This is a genomic window from Pantoea sp. S62 (assembly GCF_016658625.1).
In the GTDB taxonomy this organism is placed as follows: domain Bacteria; phylum Pseudomonadota; class Gammaproteobacteria; order Enterobacterales; family Enterobacteriaceae; genus Pantoea; species Pantoea vagans.
Map to the genome: position 1 here is coordinate 162,237 of NZ_JACVVI010000009.1, position 18,816 is coordinate 181,052.

General features: G+C 56.8%; 19 protein-coding genes and 1 other annotated feature. Of the genes, 4 read left to right on the forward strand and 15 right to left on the reverse strand.

The genetic code is table 11. The annotated features are described in order from the left end of the window. The first annotated feature begins 84 nt into the window (after positions 1-84). Positions 85-1,494: an NADP-dependent phosphogluconate dehydrogenase gene (gndA, locus tag IBT54_RS14595; protein WP_033733220.1), complete on the forward strand. Its 1,410-nt coding sequence runs from the start codon at positions 85-87 to the stop codon at positions 1,492-1,494. 34 nt (positions 1,495-1,528) lie between these two features. Here the strand turns inward: gndA and IBT54_RS14600 are convergent, their stop codons facing one another. The 12 genes from IBT54_RS14600 to hisL form a co-directional block, all read right to left on the reverse strand. Beyond that, entirely contained in the window at positions 1,529-2,827 is a 1,299-nt protein-coding gene (locus tag IBT54_RS14600) for a succinylglutamate desuccinylase/aspartoacylase family protein (RefSeq protein WP_201252366.1), read from the reverse strand. Between the two features lie 106 nt (positions 2,828-2,933). Further along, complete coding sequence (locus IBT54_RS14605; RefSeq protein ID WP_095706915.1) at positions 2,934-3,725, reverse strand: ABC transporter substrate-binding protein; 792 nt, start codon at positions 3,723-3,725, stop codon at positions 2,934-2,936. A gap of 66 nt (positions 3,726-3,791) precedes the next feature. Continuing rightward, positions 3,792-4,268, reverse strand: coding sequence for a YbaK/prolyl-tRNA synthetase associated domain-containing protein (locus IBT54_RS14610; protein WP_201252367.1), 477 nt, complete (start codon positions 4,266-4,268; stop codon positions 3,792-3,794). Between the two features lie 114 nt (positions 4,269-4,382). Further along, positions 4,383-4,994: a bifunctional phosphoribosyl-AMP cyclohydrolase/phosphoribosyl-ATP diphosphatase HisIE gene (gene hisIE, locus IBT54_RS14615; protein ID WP_033783633.1), complete on the reverse strand. Its 612-nt coding sequence runs from the start codon at positions 4,992-4,994 to the stop codon at positions 4,383-4,385. Continuing rightward, the gene (gene hisF, locus IBT54_RS14620; protein WP_201252368.1) at positions 4,988-5,764 is read right to left on the reverse strand and encodes an imidazole glycerol phosphate synthase subunit HisF; all 777 of its coding nucleotides are present in this window, start codon (positions 5,762-5,764) and stop codon (positions 4,988-4,990) included. Before hisF ends, hisIE begins: the two co-directional genes overlap by 7 nt. Further along, a complete protein-coding gene (hisA, locus tag IBT54_RS14625; RefSeq protein WP_107319920.1) occupies positions 5,746-6,483 on the reverse strand; it encodes a 1-(5-phosphoribosyl)-5-[(5-phosphoribosylamino)methylideneamino]imidazole-4-carboxamide isomerase in 738 nt (245 codons plus the stop codon). Before hisA ends, hisF begins: the two co-directional genes overlap by 19 nt. After that, positions 6,483-7,073, reverse strand: coding sequence for an imidazole glycerol phosphate synthase subunit HisH (gene hisH / locus IBT54_RS14630; protein WP_033733213.1), 591 nt, complete (start codon positions 7,071-7,073; stop codon positions 6,483-6,485). The genes hisA and hisH overlap by 1 nt, the downstream gene beginning before the upstream one ends. Then, positions 7,073-8,140, reverse strand: coding sequence for a bifunctional histidinol-phosphatase/imidazoleglycerol-phosphate dehydratase HisB (hisB, locus tag IBT54_RS14635; RefSeq protein WP_147789751.1), 1,068 nt, complete (start codon positions 8,138-8,140; stop codon positions 7,073-7,075). The genes hisH and hisB overlap by 1 nt, the downstream gene beginning before the upstream one ends. Continuing rightward, positions 8,137-9,213: a histidinol-phosphate transaminase gene (gene hisC / locus IBT54_RS14640; RefSeq protein WP_201252369.1), complete on the reverse strand. Its 1,077-nt coding sequence runs from the start codon at positions 9,211-9,213 to the stop codon at positions 8,137-8,139. The genes hisB and hisC overlap by 4 nt, the downstream gene beginning before the upstream one ends. Continuing rightward, a complete protein-coding gene (gene hisD / locus IBT54_RS14645) occupies positions 9,210-10,514 on the reverse strand; it encodes a histidinol dehydrogenase (RefSeq protein WP_147789749.1) in 1,305 nt (434 codons plus the stop codon). The genes hisC and hisD overlap by 4 nt, the downstream gene beginning before the upstream one ends. A 3-nt stretch (positions 10,515-10,517) precedes the next feature. Further along, on the reverse strand, positions 10,518-11,417 hold the full coding sequence (gene hisG, locus IBT54_RS14650; protein ID WP_095706921.1) for an ATP phosphoribosyltransferase: 900 nt from the start codon (positions 11,415-11,417) through the stop codon (positions 10,518-10,520). 48 nt (positions 11,418-11,465) lie between these two features. Continuing rightward, positions 11,466-11,586 (reverse strand) — a sequence feature (His leader region). Continuing rightward, positions 11,562-11,609, reverse strand: coding sequence for a his operon leader peptide (hisL, locus tag IBT54_RS14655; RefSeq protein WP_100396937.1), 48 nt, complete (start codon positions 11,607-11,609; stop codon positions 11,562-11,564). It overlaps the preceding feature by 25 nt. Positions 11,610-11,788: 179 nt before the next feature. Between hisL and IBT54_RS14660 the strand changes: the two genes are divergently transcribed. Beyond that, positions 11,789-12,616, forward strand: coding sequence for an SDR family oxidoreductase (locus tag IBT54_RS14660; RefSeq protein ID WP_095706922.1), 828 nt, complete (start codon positions 11,789-11,791; stop codon positions 12,614-12,616). Positions 12,617-12,782: 166 nt separating this feature from the next. Here IBT54_RS14660 and IBT54_RS14665 read toward each other — a convergent pair whose 3' ends face one another. The 3 genes from IBT54_RS14665 to puuD are packed head-to-tail and all read right to left on the reverse strand — an operon-like array spanning position 12,783 to position 15,397. After that, positions 12,783-14,060, reverse strand: coding sequence for an FAD-binding oxidoreductase (locus IBT54_RS14665; protein ID WP_147789748.1), 1,278 nt, complete (start codon positions 14,058-14,060; stop codon positions 12,783-12,785). Positions 14,061-14,079: 19 nt separating this feature from the next. Next, on the reverse strand, positions 14,080-14,637 hold the full coding sequence (gene puuR / locus IBT54_RS14670; protein WP_095706924.1) for an HTH-type transcriptional regulator PuuR: 558 nt from the start codon (positions 14,635-14,637) through the stop codon (positions 14,080-14,082). Then, a complete protein-coding gene (gene puuD, locus IBT54_RS14675; RefSeq protein ID WP_095706925.1) occupies positions 14,630-15,397 on the reverse strand; it encodes a gamma-glutamyl-gamma-aminobutyrate hydrolase in 768 nt (255 codons plus the stop codon). Before puuD ends, puuR begins: the two co-directional genes overlap by 8 nt. 204 nt (positions 15,398-15,601) lie before the next feature. Here puuD and IBT54_RS14680 point away from each other — a divergent pair, with 204 nt between their 5' ends. Further along, positions 15,602-17,017, forward strand: a complete 1,416-nt coding sequence (locus IBT54_RS14680) for a glutamine synthetase family protein (protein WP_095706926.1) — start codon at positions 15,602-15,604, stop codon at positions 17,015-17,017. Between the two features lie 403 nt (positions 17,018-17,420). Beyond that, positions 17,421-18,779 carry an APC family permease gene (locus IBT54_RS14685; RefSeq protein WP_013358429.1) on the forward strand — a complete coding sequence of 453 codons (1,359 nt, stop codon included), beginning with the start codon at positions 17,421-17,423 and terminating at the stop codon, positions 18,777-18,779. Positions 18,780-18,816 lie beyond the last annotated feature (37 nt).

An 18,816-nucleotide genomic window follows, 5' to 3' on the forward strand; every position in this document is an offset into this window, starting at 1 on the left:
TCCGCTATCCTGAGTTAACATACTGATCACTTACAAAATGGTGTTACGGGTAACACCATGCGAGACCACAGACAGGAGTATGTAATGTCCAAGCAACAGATCGGCGTTGTAGGTATGGCAGTGATGGGCCGCAACCTGGCTCTTAACATTGAGAGCCGCGGTTACACTGTTTCAATCTTCAACCGTTCACGCGAAAAGACTGACGAAGTCATCGCCGAGAACCAGGGCAAGAAGCTTGCTCCTTTTTACACCGTTGAAGAGTTTGTTGAATCGCTGGAAAAACCTCGTCGTATCCTGCTGATGGTTCAGGCAGGTGAAGCGACTGACAAGACTATCGCCTCACTGACACCACACCTGGATAAAGGCGACATCCTGATCGATGGCGGTAACACCTTCTACAAAGATACCATCCGTCGTAACAAAGAACTGTCTGACCAGGGCTTCAACTTCATCGGTACCGGCGTTTCCGGTGGTGAAGAGGGCGCACTGAAAGGCCCATCGATCATGCCTGGCGGTCAGAAAGAAGCTTACGAACTGGTTGCACCGATTCTGGATAAGATTGCTGCTCGTGCGGAAGATGGCGAAGCCTGTGTGGCCTATATCGGTCCGGACGGCGCGGGCCACTATGTGAAGATGGTTCACAACGGCATCGAATATGGCGACATGCAGCTGATCGCAGAAGCCTATGCTCTGCTGAAAGGCGCGCTGGGCCTGAACAACGAAGAGCTGGCTGAAACCTTCACCGACTGGAACAACGGCGAGCTGAGCAGCTACCTGATCGACATCACCAAAGATATCTTCACCAAGAAAGACGAAGACGGTAAATACCTGGTTGATGTGATTCTGGATGAAGCGGCTAACAAAGGCACCGGTAAATGGACCAGCCAGAGCTCGCTGGATCTGGGTGAACCGCTGTCACTGATCACTGAGTCTGTCTTCGCTCGTTACCTGTCCTCACTGAAAACGCAGCGTGTTGCGGCCTCTAAAGTACTGAGCGGCCCACAGGCTAAAGCTTTCACTGGTGATAAAGCAGAGTTCATCGAGAAAGTCCGTCGCGCGCTGTACCTGGGTAAAATAGTCTCTTATGCGCAGGGCTTCTCACAGCTGCGTGCAGCGTCAGAAGAGAACAATTGGGATCTGCACTACGGTGAAATCGCGAAGATCTTCCGCGCTGGCTGCATCATCCGTGCCCAGTTCCTGCAGAAGATCACCGATGCTTATGAAGCCGATGCAGGCATCGCTAACCTGTTGCTGGCTCCGTACTTCAAAGATATCGCTGATCAGTATCAGCAGGCGCTGCGTGATGTCGTTTCTTACGCGATTCAGAACGGTATCCCGACGCCAACCTTCTCTGCGGCGATCGCTTACTATGACAGCTATCGTTCAGAAGTGTTGCCTGCTAACCTGATTCAGGCGCAGCGTGATTACTTCGGTGCGCATACGTATAAGCGTATTGATAAAGACGGTGTGTTCCACACCGAGTGGTTAGATTAATCACTAAAAAGGGCTTCCCTCGGGAAGCCCTTTTTTACCCGACCAGCAAATCCCCGCTCCGAATCTCCCGCTCTCCCGCCAGCCGCACAACCAGCATGCCTGCCGTCGCAAACCTTACCCAGTGTCTCGCATAGAGAATGCCGCCATACTCCGCCACCAGTGGGGTGATGTGGTCCGTAATTGGATCAATAATCTCAGCCACCACTTCTCCCGGGCGAATCTGCGCACCGAGCGGTTTGCGGTGCAGGATCAGCCCTGACACCGGCGAATGAATATATTCACAGCCCGCTAACGGCGTAGGAGGATTTTTCAGGGCAGGAGAGGCCGCCGCCGAACCCTCGCTGTGACGCTCTTTGATAACGCTACCTTCTCCCGGTGCTTCAGCGAGGTCAGGCACGTTTAAACCAATCGGACCGTCATTGATGGCCACGATATCGTCACCGCCCGCGCTCGCCGGGACCAGCTCATCGCCGCCAATGACGGGCGCGGCCACTTCCACGGAAATCGAAGGCTCGCTGTAGCCGATATAACCGCCTTCCTGCAGCGCAGAAATAATCGCATCTGCATCTTTCTCCGCCTGTTCAGGCGACACATCACGCATGCCACGCAACTCCAGCGTCACCGGCAATAAGCCACGAGGCATCGGGTAATCTTTGCCGAACCGCTCTGCCAGCGTCAGCCAGGGTTCGCAACAGGCTTCATCAAACGGCTCACCGCCAGAGATCTGGGCCAGCAACTGCACTTCACTGCCTAACCAGCGTGCCAGCGGTTCGATATCCGGCCATGCATGCGGCGTGGTATAGAGATGCGGCACGGCTTCCCAGTCACAGTGCAGGTCAATCATCAGATCGGCCTGACTGGCCATCCGCATCAGCGTATAGCGCTGCGCATCCAGCTCGGTCTTTGGCACGGTATCGCGATAATGACGATCGATCGCATCGCGAATAAGGTTCCTGTTCTGTGATTCACTCTGGGTCAGACTCTCAGCCAGCCCGGCCGCCAGAGTATTGCCCAGTGACGGAAAACGGCGGTTGAAGTCCTGACCGGAAAGGGTATGAAAGCGGCCCAGATGGGTGCCGTGCCAGTGCTGTCCCAGTGCCAGCGGATTAGCCACCGGCACCAGGGTAAAGGCAGCTTTAAGCTGTCCGGCGGACTCCAGCGCCTGCAGCCGCTGCTTTAAATACCACCCCACCGCCATACCGGGCAGTTCGTCGCCATGCAGCGCAGCCTGGATATAAACCTGACGTTCATTGTCCTCAGCAAAATGGAAACTGATGATTTCACGCTGGGTGCCTAAAGAGGCGCTTAACAGTGGATGATGTTGTTGATGCATACCGTGTTAATGTCCTTTAATCGGCAAAGGACGACAGCGCGCCGTCCCGAAAAAGTTAGAGTATAGTGCCGGATCGCGGTGAGGACGAAAAAGGGCGACCGCGAGGTTACTGCTGGATAGAGATATCCGTGGCGAAGTAGCGCTTCTGAATCTGATCGAAGGTGCCATTCTTTTTAATTTCGGCAAAGGCGTTATCCAGCGCCGTTTTCAGTTCGGTATCGCCTTTGCGCAGGCCAATTGCCGTGCCGGGGCCGATAATCGGATCCTGAATAATCGGGCCAGCCAGTTCAAAATCTTTGCCCTGTGGATGCTTCAGGAAGCCAATCGCCGCCTGTGCCGCGTCGGTAAAGACGGCATCCAGTCGGCCTGAAACCAGATCGCTTTCAACCTGTGCCTGATCGCCATAAGGCACCACGGTCACACCATAGGGCTGCCATTTCGCCAGCGCATAACGCTCCTGAACCGTTCCCTGTTCCACTCCAACCGTTTTACCTTTCAGAGACTCGACGGTGGGCAGGATGCCGGCGCCTTTACGCGCAATCAGCTGGGTGTGGGTGTCATACAGCGGCACGGTAAAGTCGATCTGCTTCAGGCGCTCTTCTGTAATGCCCATGTCAGACAGAATGGCATCAAACTTACGTGCTTTCAGCGCCGGGATCATGCCGTCAAACTGGCTTTCAACCCAGACACATTTCGCCTGCATCTGCGTGCAGAGCGCATTACCCAGATCGATATCAAAGCCGACCAGCTTACCCTGCGGGGTTTTCGATTCAAACGGCGGATAGGTCGGATCGACTGCAAAACGCACCTGTTCGATTTTCGCCTGAGCTGCAAACGCGCAGCCTGCCATAACCGCCACAGCCAGCGTCTGACGCAGGCATTGAGTGAAAATGTTCATGATTTTGCTCTTATTCTGTCGTGATGAGTGATTATGCAGAGTATCGCCGGGCTGCCGGGATGGCAATTACTGCGTTATCTCTATCACGTCAGCCTTGCACAGCGCCCGGTAGTCTTCGGTGTTCAGGATCACCGAGCGCTCCAGCAGACCGGCGTTAAATGCGATCTCCGGATAACGTTCAAACAGCGCGGGGTCCACAATCAGTCGGAGGTCGGGATGAAAGCTGAACGGCGGGATCGCTCCGAATACGCAGCCGGTCAGCAGATCGGTCTCCGCCGGGCTGGCGAGTGAGGCGCGTCGTCCACCGACCGCCGCGGCGACTTTGCCCAGATCGGCCTGCCGATCGGCCGGTAACACCGCCAGCACATGCTGCTTTATGCCGTTGCCCTTTACATGGCAGACCAGCGCTTTCGCGCCCTGACCGATTTCGGTGCCGCGTATTGCCGCGACGGCTTCACATTTACCGGTCGCCTCATGCTCCATCAGGCGATAGCGCGCCTGGTGCTGGTCGAGCAGGGCGATTAATTTTTCATGGGTGGTCACGGTTCTCTCCCTGAGGTTTGAGTCGCCGTTACTGTGCGGGATTGAGATGAAGATTGAGAAGGATTCTGCTCAGAATCTTCATAAAAACGAAATTCTGAGCAGGTTATTGCACAATTACTTGTGGCGGGCGCGCAGGTTATTAATCACGGCGCTGAAGTCGAGATCCTGATCCTGCAACAGCACCATCAGGTGATAGACCAGGTCTGACGCTTCATTGGTCAGCTCATCCCGATCGTTGACGGTCGCCGCCAGCGCAGTCTCAACGCCTTCTTCGCCCACTTTCTGTGCGATGCGCTTGGTGCCGCTGGCGTAGAGCCGTGCCGTGTAAGAGCTTTCAGGGTCAGCTGATTTGCGTGACGCCAGCAGCTCTTCCAGCTGATAAAGGAAGGTCCACTCAGGTACGGCCGGCGAGAAGCAGCTGGTGGTGCCCAGATGGCAGGTCGGGCCAATCGGATTCGCCAGCACCAGCAGCGTGTCATTGTCGCAATCAGGCGTAATGCTCACTACCTGCAGAAAGTTGCCGGACGTTTCGCCTTTGGTCCACAGACGGTTTTTAGTGCGCGAGAAAAAGGTGACATTGCCTTCTGCCAGCGTTTTTTCCAGCGCCTCCGGGTTCATGTAGCCATGCATCAGCACTTCGCCTGAGACGTTGTGCTGAACGATGACCGGCATCATGCCCTCTGTTTTGTCCCAGTCGAGAAGAGCCTGTTGTTGTTGAGTTAGCACGCGCGAATCTCCACTCCGTTGTCGATCAGAAAGCTCTTCAGCTCACCAATATTAATAATCTGCTTATGGAATACCGAGGCGGCTAAGGCGCCATCGACGTTAGCCTCAGTAAACGCCTCCAGGAAGTGCTGCATGGTGCCTGCGCCGCCCGAGGCGATCAGGGGCACCTTGCAGACTTCACGCATTTTCTTCAGCTGCACCAGGTCATAGCCGTTACGCACGCCATCCTGATTCATCATGTTCAGCACGATCTCGCCTGCGCCCAGCTTCTGCACTTCCTGTACCCATTCCAGCGTTTCCCACTGTGTTACGCGGGTACGCGCTTCGTCGCCGGTATACTGATTCACCTGATATTTGCCGCTGGCTTCGTCAAACCAGGTATCGATGCCGACGACAATACACTGCACGCCAAACCGGTCCGCGAGGCGGGTGATGAGCGTGGGATCGGCCAGCGCTGGCGAATTAATTGAAATCTTGTCTGCGCCAAACTCCAGAATGCGTGCCGCGTCTTCCAAGGTTTTAATGCCGCCCGCGACGCAGAACGGAATATCGATCACTTCCGCAACGCGTGACACCCAGCTTTTGTCAACGACCCGGCCATCGGATGAGGCGGTGATGTCATAGAACACCAGTTCGTCGGCACCTTCAGCGGCGTAGCGCTGCGCCAGCGGCACGATGTCGCCGATGATCTCGTGATTACGAAACTGTACGCCTTTGACGACCTGGCCGTCACGTACGTCCAGGCAGGGAATTATCCGTTTTGCCAGCATGAGATCGCCTCCGAAACTGTGAATTTATCTTCCAGCAGCGCACGTCCGACAATCACGCCCTGAACACCGCTGCCGCGCAGTGCGGCGATATCATTCAGGTCGCCAATGCCACCCGAGGACTGGAAAGAAATTGTCGGGAAGCGCGCCGTCACTTCCTGATAGAGCGCGACGTTGGAACCGCTCAGGGTGCCGTCGCGGGAAATGTCGGTACAGAGCACGTGTTTCAGGCCCACCTGCTGAAAATCGGTAATTACCTCTTCCAGGGTGACGCCCGCCGCTTCCTGCCAGCCACTGATCGCCACTTCTTTGCGGTTACTGGCATCAATGCGCACATCTAACGCGAGCACAATCGCCTCTGCGCCAAACTCCGCGAACCACCGTTTGACCTCTTCAGGCTCTTTCACAGCAGTGGAACCGACCACCACACGACTCGCACCCGCTTCAAGCAGCGCGTACACATCGTTACGGCTGCGAATGCCGCCACCGACCTGCACCGTGACCTCAACGCCGTCGAGCAGGGTTTTCAGCAGCGCGATCTGGCGTTTCGCCGGATCTTTCGCACCGGTTAAATCCACCAGATGCAGCACGGTCGCGCCCTGGCTGACGTAATCCTGCAGACGTGGCAGCGGATCGCTGCCGTAATCACGCTGCTGGCCATAATCGCCCTGATGCAGACGAACCACTTTGCCGTCAATTAAATCTAACGCGGGGATAATCATTACATCTCCAGGAAGTTTTTCAGCAACTGCGCGCCCGCTTTGCCCGAGCGTTCCGGATGGAACTGGACGCCGAAAAAGTTATCTTTCTGCACCGCGGCGGTGAAGGCTTCACCGTAATGACACTGAGCGATGGTGCTGGCGTTGACCGGCATGGCATAGCTGTGGACGAAGTAGAAATAAGAACCTTCATCAATGCCGCGGAACAGATGATTGCCCGCCTGCGCGGTAATCTGGTTCCAGCCCATATGCGGCAGCGGCAGGCCGTGGGTGTCCATCAACGACACTGGCTCATCAATAATGCCCAGCGTCGGTACGCCGCCGTTTTCATCGCTACCGCGTCCCAGCAACTGCATACCCAGACAGATGCCCAGCACCGGCTGGGTACAGGCTTTCACCAGGTCGATCAGGTCACGCTCTTCCAGCTGATTCATTGCCGCCTGCGCTGTACCTACGCCTGGCAGAAACAGTTTATCGGCGCGCAGCACCACATCAGAATCGCGGCTCACTTCCGGGGTATAGCCCAGACGTTCAATCGCCCATTTCACTGAGGAAAGGTTGGCGCAACCGGTATCCATGATCACCACGTTCATCACAGCACTCCCTTCGAGCTCGGCAGGGTATTACCCTCAACGCGGATCGCCTGGCGCAGCGTACGACCAAAGGCTTTAAACAGGCTCTCGACACGATGATGATCGTTCTTGCCTTTGGTTTTCAGATGCAGGGTGCTCATCATGGCGTAGGAGAGCGAGCTGAAGAAGTGCTCGACCATCTCAGTACTGAGGTCGCCCACGCGCTGATAGTTGAATTCGGCTTTGAACTCGATGTGCGGACGGCCGGAGATATCCAGCGCGCAGCGTGCCAGGCATTCGTCCATCGGCAGCACAAAGCCAAAGCGGCCAATACCGCGTTTGTCGCCCAGCGCTTTCAGCAATGCTTCGCCCAGCGCCAGACCGGTATCTTCCACCGTGTGGTGATCGTCTATGTAGAGATCGCCTTTCACTTCAATGTTCATGCGGAAGCCGCCGTGCACCGCAATCTGGTCCAGCATATGGTCGAAGAAACCCACGCCGGTATTAATCTTGCTGCCGCCTTCGCGGTCCAGCCACAGTTCGACCCGAACCTGCGTCTCTTTGGTATCACGCTGCACCAGCGCATGGCGGTCACGCTGAGTCAGACGCTGCTGGATGGTCTGCCAGTTCTCGCCGTCAGCACCGTAGCGGATAGGCTGAATGCCCATGTTCTCCGCCAGCTGCACGTCGGTCAGACGATCGCCAATCACATAACTGTTGGCGGTATCCAGCGCGCCTTCGGCCAGCCAGGCTTCTACCATTCTGGTTTTCGGCTTGCGGCAGTCGCAGTGATCGTCCGGCATGTGCGGGCAAATCAGCACATCGTCAAACGCAATGCCCTGTGAGGTCAGGACCTGCATCATCAGATTGTGTGGACCATCGAAATCTGCCTGCGGGAAACTGGCGGTGCCAAGACCATCCTGGTTGGTGATCATCACCAGGCGATAACCGGCGGCCTGCAGCGCCAGCAGCGCCGGGATGACGTCTGGCTCAAACGCCAGCTTATCCATACGGTCGACCTGATAATCCTCAGGCGGCTCAGAGATTAACGTCCCGTCGCGGTCAATAAAAAGGGTCTTCTGACTCATGCTTGCTCCAGAGAAAAGGCTTGCAGCGCGGCGATCGCTCGTTCGCACTCTTCACGCGTGCCGATGGAGATGCGCAGGCATCCCGACAGGCCCGGATTTTTGTTCTGATCACGCAGGATAATGCCCTGATCCCATAAGGTTTTGAAGACTTTTGGGGAATCGGTAAAGCGCGCCAGCACATAGTTGGTTTCGCTGGGGAACACCTGCTCAACGCAGGCCAGCTGCGCCAGTTCAGCCAGCAGCCAGCTACGATTGTCGTTCAGCTGGACCACATGCTCACGCATCAATGCAATGCCTTGCTCACTCAGCGCCTGTCCGGCGACGTCGGCTACCGGCGTCGCCAGCGGGTAGGGCGCAATCACCTTCATCAGCAGGTCGATCACTTGCGGGTTCGCCAGCGCAAAGCCACAACGCAGGCCCGCGAGCGCAAAAGCTTTTGAAAGGGTACGCAGGATCACCAGATGCGGATAATCCTTCAGCCAGCCGGTCAGCGTCGCCTGCGGGCAAAACTCAATGTAGGCCTCATCGGCCACCACCAGCGCTTTACCGGCGGTCATCGCCAGCAGCTGACGGATGTCATCCTGATTAATCAGGTTGCCGGTCGGGTTGTTCGGGCTGCAAAGATAAACGACTTTGACGCCATCCAGCTGTTCCGCGATAGCAGGCAGGTTCAGCTGCCAGTCGGTCAGCGCCGGCGCGGTACGGTATTCAATGCCGATAGTTTCGGCGCTGACGCTGTACATACCATAGGTCGGCGGGCAGAACAGAATGGCATCCTGCCCCGGCTCACAGAAGGCGCGCATGATCAGTTCGATGGCTTCATCCGCGCCACGGCTGACCAGCACCTGTTCTGGCGTTAAACCCGCGTAAGCCGCGTAGCGCTCAATCACTACTTTAGGCTGACACTCCGGATAGCGGTTCAGCGTCTGCTGCGACAGCTCAAACGGCACCGGCAGCGGGAATTCGTTGGCATTGAGCCAGACATCTCCGTTGCCACCCAGACGACGCGCCGACATATAGGGCGTCAGGGCACGCACATTCGCGCGCGCCAGCTGCTCAATATTCTGACTCATGCTTGCTCCTTCAGTGCGGCAACGCGCAGGGTGACGGCATTTTTGTGGGCATCCAGCTGCTCGGCGGCGGCCAGGGTTTCAATCGTGGCGGCCAGATTCAGGAAGCCCTGCGGCGTCAGCTCCTGCACCGTCATACGTTTCTGGAAATCGGCCAGGCCCAGGCTGGAACAGGTCGAGGTATAACCGTAGGTCGGTAACACGTGATTGGTGCCCGAGGCGTAATCGCCCGCAGACTCCGGAGACCAGTCACCTAAGAATACCGAACCGGCGCTGGTGATCGACTCCACCAGATCGCGCGGCTGACGGGTCTGCAGAATCAGGTGCTCCGGGCCGTAGAGATTGGAAATCTCAACGCATTGCTCAAGGTCGCGCGCCACGATCAGGCGGCTGCTCTCCAGCGCCTGACGCGCCGTGGCCGCACGCGGCAACTGATCCAGCTGCTGTTCAACCGCAACCGCAACCGCCTCTGCCAGCGTCAGTGAAGGCGTCAGCAGAATGACCTGCGAGTCGGGGCCGTGCTCTGCCTGTGAAAGCAGATCGGAGGCGACAAACGCGGGCGTGGCACCTTCATCGGCAATCACCAGCACTTCGGACGGCCCGGCAGGCATATCAATGGCTGCGCCATCGAGTCGCTGACTCACCTGACGTTTCGCTTCGGTCACCCAGGCGTTGCCCGGCCCAAAAATCTTATCCACGCGCGGCACGGTTTCAGTGCCGAAGGCCAGCGCGGCAATAGCCTGCGCGCCGCCCACCTGGAACACTTCTTCTACGCCACACAGCTGCGCAGCATAAAGGATCTCATCGGCAATCGGCGGGGGTGAACAGAGCACCACGCGGCCACAACCGGCGATGCGGGCAGGCGTCGCCAGCATCAGCACGGTAGAGAAGAGCGGGGCGGAACCGCCAGGAATGTAGAGCCCGACCGACTTCACCGGGCGAGTGATCTGCTGGCAGCGCACGCCAGGCTGCGTTTCCACATCTACCGGCGGCAGAATCTGCGCGTTGTGGAAGGTTTCAATATTCCCCACCGCGACGGCCATCGCCTGCTTCAGCTCGTCACTCAGACGGGCGCTGGCTTCTGCAATCTGCTGCGGCGTCACGCGCAGGTTTTGCACCTGCGCTTTGTCGAAGCGGGCGCTGAACTCGCGCAGCGCGTCATCACCGTTCAGCTTTACCTGCTCCAGCACGTTACGCACCGTCAGCGTGACGTTTTCAGAGGCGGCGATGGCAGGACGTAACAGTAACGCCTGCTGCTGTTCGGGGGTGCACTGCTGCCACTCAATCGGGGTAGAAAAGGCCATGGCTTACTCCATCATCTTCTCAATAGGCAGCACCAGAATTGAACTGGCACCCAACTCTTTCAGTTTTTCCATGGTTTCCCAGAACAGGGTTTCACTGCTGACCATGTGCATCGCCACGCGGCTGACATCGCCTGCCAGCGGCAGAACGGTCGGACGCTCAGCGCCAGGCAGCAGGCTGATTACCTCTTCCAGCCGTTCACTCGGCGCGTGCAGCATGATGTACTTCGATTCACGCGCTTTAATCACGCCCTGAATACGGGTCATCATCTTGTCGATCAGCTCCTGCTTGGCGGCGGGCATTTCACCGTCGCGCTGGATCAGGACGGCTTTTGAACGATAGATGACTTCAACTTCACGCAGGCCATTCGCTTCCAGCGTGGCACCGGTGGAGACCAGATCGCAGATGGCATCCGCCAGGCCGGCGCGGGTCGCCACTTCTACTGAACCGTTCAGTAAACAGGTTTTAAAGCTGACACCTTTTTTGTCGAGGTACTGTTTGAGCAGGTGCGGATAGGAGGTAGCGATACGGGATTTATCAAGGCATTCCGGGCCGGTGTACTCGGCGTCGGTCGCCATCGCCAGTGAGAGACGGCAACCGCCGAAATCCAGGCGGCGCAGCGTAAAGTAGCGCGGGTCTTCACCCTGAGCGCGACGTGAGAGTAACTCCTCTTCCAGCACGTTTTCACCGATGATGCCGAGATCGACCACACCGTCCATCACCAGTCCAGGGATATCGTCATCGCGCACACGCAGGATGTCGATCGGCATGTTCTCCGCAAACGCAATCAGGCGCTGTTGCTGAAGATTGATTTTAACGCCGCAGCGCGCCAGCAGTTCGCGTGAATCATCACTTAAACGGCCAGATTTCTGCATAGCTATGCGTAAACGGGTGTTATCTAACATGGTTCCTGTCCTCTTAATCCTGTCCTGAAAGTGTGGTTGCGTCAGCCCATAAAAAAACCCCCGGAAGACGATCTTCCGGGGGTTCTCTTGCGTTCACACCACTGGAAGATCTTAAAAGTCTTCCAGCACCAATTGCCTGAAAGACTAGTCAGGATGATGGTGGTGATGATGGTTGAACTGAACGCGTGTCATATTAATCTCGTCGATGAATGAGTATTCATTTGTGGGGATTAACCTAGCGAAGATGGCAGCACTTGGCAACACTTTTTTAAACAGGCGGTTCGGAAAGCGCTGAAACAGGTTGTTCTGGTTTGCAATCCGGAGGCAAACTACGGTGAAGTCAGGGTTGATGTTTCACGTCAGGAGTCAAAATGAAGAAGGTCGCGATTGTGGGACTGGGCTGGCTGGGTATGCCGCTGGCCACGGCGTTAACGGCGCGAGGCTGGCAGGTTACCGGCAGCAAAACCACGCCAGACGGTGTTGAAGCCGCACGCCGCTGCGGCATTGAGGCGTTCCAGCTGGAGCTGACACCGGAACTGCTGTGTGATGCTGCCGATATCGAGCCGCTCTTTAACGTCGATGCATTGATTGTCACGTTACCTGCCAGCCGTACTGCGGAAGGCGGTGAAGCTTATCTGCAGGCGGTGCAGAATGTGGTCGATACCGCGCTGGTGTATAAAGTGCCGCGCATCATCTTTACCAGCTCAACGTCAGTCTATGGTGGCAGCTCTGGCATTAAACGGGAAAACAGCCCGCTGACCGCCGAAACGGTAGCCGGTAAAACGCTGGTTAAGCTGGAGAGCTGGCTGCACGATCTGCCGGGAACCAGCGTGGATATTGTGCGTCTGTCCGGTCTGGTCGGGCCAAAGCGCCATCCGGGACGCTTCCTGGCGGGCAAGCAGGATGTGGCGAATGGCTCGCAGGGCGTGAATCTGGTGCATCTGGATGACGTGGTCGAGGCGATTACGCTGCTGCTGCAGTCGCCCAAAGGGGGCCGGGTTTATAACCTCAGTGCGCCGAAACATCCGACGCGCGACACCTTCTATCCCGCAGTTACGCGCCAGCTTGGTCTGCAGCCGCCGCAGTTCGCGCCAGAGGTCGTCAAAGACAGCGGCAAGCTGATAGATGGATCCCGTATCTGTAGCGAGCTTGGTTTTGAGTATCGCTATGACGATCCGGTGAAGATGCCGCTGGAGTGACAGGCGGCTGACGTTGATGTGGGGGGCAGGGCGCCCCCGCTGAAACGCCTCTGTTTTGCTATTTTTATAGTTACAACATACTTAATTGTCTTATTCTGCAGGGCAGAATGTGCCCCGCAGAAAGACCGTTATACGGCTCACCAGACGCAATGCCAGGCCCTTAGTCTTACACCCCCAGCCGATCCCTCAACGCATACCACACCGCGCCCATTGCCGTCAGCGGCACCTTAAAGCGTCGGCCACCCGGGAACGGCAGGTGAGGCAGGCGGGCGAAGGCGTCAAACCGCTCGGCATCGCCGCGTAATACTTCGCTGATCAGCTTGCCGGAAAGATGGGTACTGGTGACGCCATGACCGCTGTCGCCCTGCATAAAATAGACATTCTTCTCCATCCGGCCAAACTGCGGCATACGCGACAGCGTCAGCAGGAAATTGCCGCTCCAGCTGAAGTCCAGCTTCACGTTCTGCAACTGCGGGAAAGTGCGGCGCAGTTTGGGCCGGATTAGCGCTTCAATGTCAGCCGGTTCCCGCGCGCCGTAGACCACACCGCCGCCATAGAGCAGCCGGTTGTCGGCGGTCAGACGGAAGTAATCCAGCAGATAGTTACAATCTTCCACACAGTAATTATTCGGCATCAGCGACAGTGCCTGGTCGGGTGTCAGCGGCTCGGTCGCCACAATCTGCGATCCGCACGGCATGCTTTTCCTGCTCAGGCGCGGCTCCAGTTGCGGTGAGAGATAGGCATTACCGGCGAAGACCACAAACGTCGCACTGACCTCGCCGTGAGCGGTTTTCACCCGGTTAGGTGTGCCATAAACCACATCTGTCGCTGCGGACTGCTCATAAATGCGTCCACCATGTCGACGAATTGCTTCTGCTTCTCCCAGCGCCAGGTTCAGCGGATGCAGATGGCCGCCACGTCGATCCAGCAGTCCGCCAATGTAACGTTCGGTAGCGACTTCGCGGCGAATAGCGCGTTCGTCCAGCAGTTCCAGATCGTGATTGCCATACTGCTGCCACAGGCTTTTCTGCTTTTGCAGATGTGCCATCTGTCTCGCATTCAGCGCTGCAAAAATGCCGCCGGGCCGGTAGTCGCAGTCAATCGCATACCGCTTAATGCGATCGCGGATAATCTCAGCGCCTTCAAACATCATGCTGCCCAGCATGCGGGCGCTCTCTTTACCGTAGCGTTGTTCAATCACATCCACGTCGCGGCTGTAGGAGTTCACCACCTGACCGCCGTTTCGCCCGCTGGCACCAAAGCCGACGCGCGCCGCTTCCAGCACGACCACGTCGTAGCCCACCTCGGTCAGATGCAGCGCCGCTGAAAGACCGGTGAAACCGCCGCCAATGATGCAGACGTCGCACTGAATGCTCTCCTGCAGGGTCGGCCAGGGCGCATGCGGATTGGCGGTCGCTGCGTAATAACTCTCCACATAATTCATAACAACCTCCGGGAAGCGCCTAAAAATTAGCTGGCGTGTGGGCACTGATAATGCGGCAGGGGATTTCAGCCCTGTTGGTAAAGCTGTGCGGTAAGCCGGTATCAATTACATAGCTCTCTCCGGCAGAGAGATGAAACTGCTGACCGTTAATCACCAGCGTAATTTCGCCTTCCAGCAGCGTGCCGGTCTCTTCGCCTGGATGACGCAGCTTCTCGCCGGTGCTTGCGCCGGGTTGATAGGTTTCCAGCAGCATGCCCAGCGTGCGCTGCGCACGGCCATTGTCGATGAGCTTCAGCGACACACCCTGGCTGCCAATCTCCAGCAGATCGCTGGCGCGGACAATCACCTTTGGCTCCGTATGGGGTTTGGGTTCCGAGAAGAACTCCGACAACGACAGTCCATAGACTTTCAGCAGCTTCTGCAGGGTGCTGACCGCCGGGCTGACCTTATCCTGCTCGATAGTGCTGATGGCGCTGTGGGTCAGTCCGGCCAGTTCGGCAACGCGACGTTGCGACAATCCCATCGTCTGCCGGATCTGCGCCAGCCGTCGTCCCGGAGCCAGCGTGACATCACTCATCTGCTTTTCCCCTGTGATAGCGAATGGCGGCCTGTATAAAGCCGCTGAACAGCGCCTGTGCTCCCGCCGTACTTTCCGGCTGCCATTCGGGATGCCACTGCACCGCGAGGGCGAAGGGATGATGACGCAGACTCACCGCCTCAATCAGGCCATCCGGCGCGCGCGCCTCAATGCGCAGCTGCGGCCCCGGTTCGCGTATGCCCTGATGATGCAGAGAATTGACCGCAAGCGGTTTGCTGCTGTCCAGCAGCGTTGCCAGCAGGCCATCCGGTTCGATAGTGATCGGATGCGCTGTCGTATACTGCTGATCCAGTGGCAGCGTCTCATCTTCATGATGACGCTGAAATTCTGACTGCCCACTGAGATCCCGCCACAGCGCGCCACCATTGGCCACTACCAGCTCCTGCAGCCCACGGCAGATACCAAACATCGGCATTTTGTGGCTGGTGGCCCAGGTGATTAGCTGAAAGGCAAGACGGTCGCGGCCCGGATCGGCGTGCGGCTCTTCACCGGCTTCACCATAATGCCAGGGTTCGATGTTGCTGGGACTGCCGGTGAACAGCAGACCATCCAGCACAGCCATAGCGTTTTCTGATAGATGAGGCGCATTAATAAGACTATGGGGCAGGGCGAGGGGCACGCCGCCCGCCAGGACAATCGCATCAATATATTTGTTATGCACGGTCTGAGTCGCATGGCCGCCCAGCTCTTTCTGGCACATCACTACGCCAATCAACGGTTTGTCAAAAATAATGCCCATCTTACGTCCTCGCATCACTGGTCGAAATATCTACCGAAAGGGCACGTCTGGCGGTTAAGTGTGCAATATTTTTTCAATCTAGCAATCTGCTGTTTGTTCTTCAAACAGATTTGTTACATTTGCACACTTTTTATGTTGGCGCTATGTTAGTGGTGTGGCTGTTATTTTGAGCATTACGCAAACCTAATAGGGGCGGGTGAGATCATGACTAACCTGGTAGAAGTGGAAGACTTCACGCTTCACAGTGAAGAGAAACGAACCAGCGCGTTCCAGCTTGAGGTGAAAGCCTGGCTGGAGCGCCATCCTGAAACGCAGTATGTCGACATCCTGTTAAATGATTTAAATGGTGTATTCCGTGGCAAGCGCATTCCGGTCTCTGCGCTGCCTAAGCTGGAAAAAGGATGTTATTTCCCCGCCTCAGTGTTTGCCATGGATATCCTCGGCAATACGGTGGAAGAAGCGGGACTCGGCCAGTCTCTTGGTGAACCCGATAATCTCTGCCTGCCCGTTAGCGGCACTTTAGTTCCCTCCGCCTCTGACCCTCAACACATCGCACAGCTGCTGTTAACCATGTGCAACCAAGATGGCACTCCCTTTGACGTTGAACCCCGAAATGTCCTTAACCGGCTGTGGCAACAGTTGCGCAACCGAGGTCTGTTTCCGGTGGTAGCGGTAGAGCTGGAGTTCTATCTGGTAGACAAAAAGCGCGATGCTGAAGGCTTTATCCAGCCGCCCTGTTCGCCTGGCAGCGATGAACGCAATATGCAGAGCCAGGTCTACTCGGTCGATAATCTCGATCATTTCGCTGATGTCCTGCGCGATATTGACGATCTGGCCCGTCGGCAGGGCATACCGGCTGATGGTGCGCTGGCGGAAGCCTCGCCCGGACAGTTTGAGATCAACCTGCATCATACCCGCGACGTGCTGCGCGCCTGCGACCATGCGGTGCAGCTGAAGCGCCTGATTCGTCAGGTCGCGGAAAATCACGGCATGACCGCCACCTTTATGGCGAAGCCTTACGAGGAGTATGCGGGCAGCGGAATGCACGTGCATATCAGCATGCTGGATGCCGCCGATCACAACGCCTTTGCCTGCGATGACGGCAGTGATTCACCGCTGATGAAGCGTGCGCTGGCGGGCATGATCGACCTGATGCCCGCGTCAATGGCGCTGCTGGCACCCAACGTGAATGCCTATCGCCGCTTTGTCCCTGAAGCCTATGTGCCGTTGCAGGCTTCGTGGGGTCATAACAACCGGACCGTCGCGCTGCGCGTGCCGTGCGGAGATATCGACAATCATCGTATTGAGTATCGGGTGGCGGGCGCTGATGCCAATCCCTATCTGGTCGTCTCGGCTATCCTGGCCGGGATGCTGCATGGACTGGATACGCAGCTGCCATTGCCGAATCCGGTCACCGGCAACGGACACCATGCCGAAGGGCTGGCCCTGCCGATCCGGCAGAGCGATGCGCTGTATGAGTTTGACAGCAGCTATCCGCTGCAGAAGTTACTGGGCGAACGCTTTGCCAGCGTCTGGCACAGCTGCAAAAACTATGAACTGATGCAGTTTGAACGACTGATTACGTCTACGGAAATAGACTGGATGCTGAAAAACGCCTGATGAGCTTCTCAGCTTTACTTTGTCGCGCTTTTTTTTGCATAAGGTGCCTCAACGGCTTGTATTACTGCCACGGGTTAGGGCAGAATACGCGGCCTGCAAAATCAGATGATAACCGACGCTTAACGCGCCGGTTATTTTTTTGCATCCAGTTTTAACAGAGCGTTTTTGCTGACTTAACCGAGGCCGGGCACGCACCCGGATAGATAAACACTGAAAACACGCGTAAGCGTGAGATTGAGGATTACAAAGATGGGGATGTTTTTCACTCTGCCAGCCAACGCTGGTACGCGTTTTCGTGATGACTACGGCGCCGCGTCAACCGCTAACCTTACTCCCTGTCGCTTAATGCGCAGTTGCCCTGTGACCCAGCCCAGCCAGGCTGTCGCACATGGGGGACTGAAGCATGTCGCTTAATACCTCCGCCGCACCGCAGCGTGCGCAACTCAAAAAGACGCTTACGTTACTTCCGGTCGTCATGATGGGCTTAGCCTACATGCAGCCTATGACCCTGTTCGATACTTTTGGCATCGTTTCCGGGCTGACCGATGGTCACGTCGCCACCGCTTATGCTTTCGCGCTGATTGCGATTCTGTTTACTGCCGTGAGTTACGGTAAGCTGGTACGCCGCTTCCCCTCTGCGGGCTCCGCTTATACCTACGCTCAGAAGGCGATCAGTCCGCACGTCGGCTTTATGGTCGGCTGGTCATCACTGCTGGACTACCTGTTCATGCCGATGATCAACATCCTGCTGGCTAAAAACTATTTCGAATCGCTGGTGCCGGGCATCCCGTCGTGGATTTTCGTGGTGTTGCTGGTCGGCTTTATGACGCTCTCTAACCTCAAGGGCATCAAAACCGTCGCCAACTTCAACAGTGTGATTGTGGTGCTGCAGGTCATTGTCATGGTCGGGATTACCGGCATGGTGATCTACGGTGTGGCAAGCGGCGTTGGTTCCGGCACGCTGGTGAGCAGCCGTCCGTTCTGGTCTGAGAATGCGCATGTGGTGCCGATGATTACCGGAGCAACCATACTCTGCTTCTCGTTCCTCGGCTTTGATGGCATCAGTTCGCTGTCGGAAGAGACTAAAGATGCAGAACGTACTATTCCACGCGCTATTTTCCTGACGGCGCTGATTGGCGGTGTGATCTTTATTGCGGCATCTTACTTCCTGCAGCTCTACTTCCCGGACATCACCCGTTTCCAGGACCCGGACTCCTCACAGCCAGAAATCATGCTGTTCGTAGCCGGTAAAGCGCTGCAGGTCGGTATCCTGATCTTCTCGGTGGTCACGGTACTGGCATCCGGTATGGCGGCGCACGCAGGCGTATCGCGTCTGATGTATGTGATGGGCCGTGATGGTGTGTTCCCGGAGCGTTTCTTCGGTTACATCCATCCAAAATGGCGTACCCCGTCGCTCAACGTACTGCTGGTGGGTGCGATTGCGCTGATGGCGATTAACTTTGACCTGGTCACCGCGACCGCGCTGATTAACTTCGGTGCGCTGGTAGCGTTTACCTTCGTGAACCTGTCGGTGATTGCACAGTTCTGGATCCGTGAGAAGCGAAACCGTACGCTGAAAGATCACGTTCAGTATCTGCTGCTGCCGCTGCTCGGCGCGATGACGGTCGGTGCGCTGTGGGTGAATCTGGAAGAGAGTTCTATGGTTCTGGGCCTGATCTGGGCCGCCATCGGGATTATCTACCTGGCATTCGTGACCCGCAGCTTCCGTAATCCGGTGCCGCAGTTCAGCGAAGAAGTTTAATATCGCTAACGTTGCCGCCTTCCGGCTTTATCAGGAA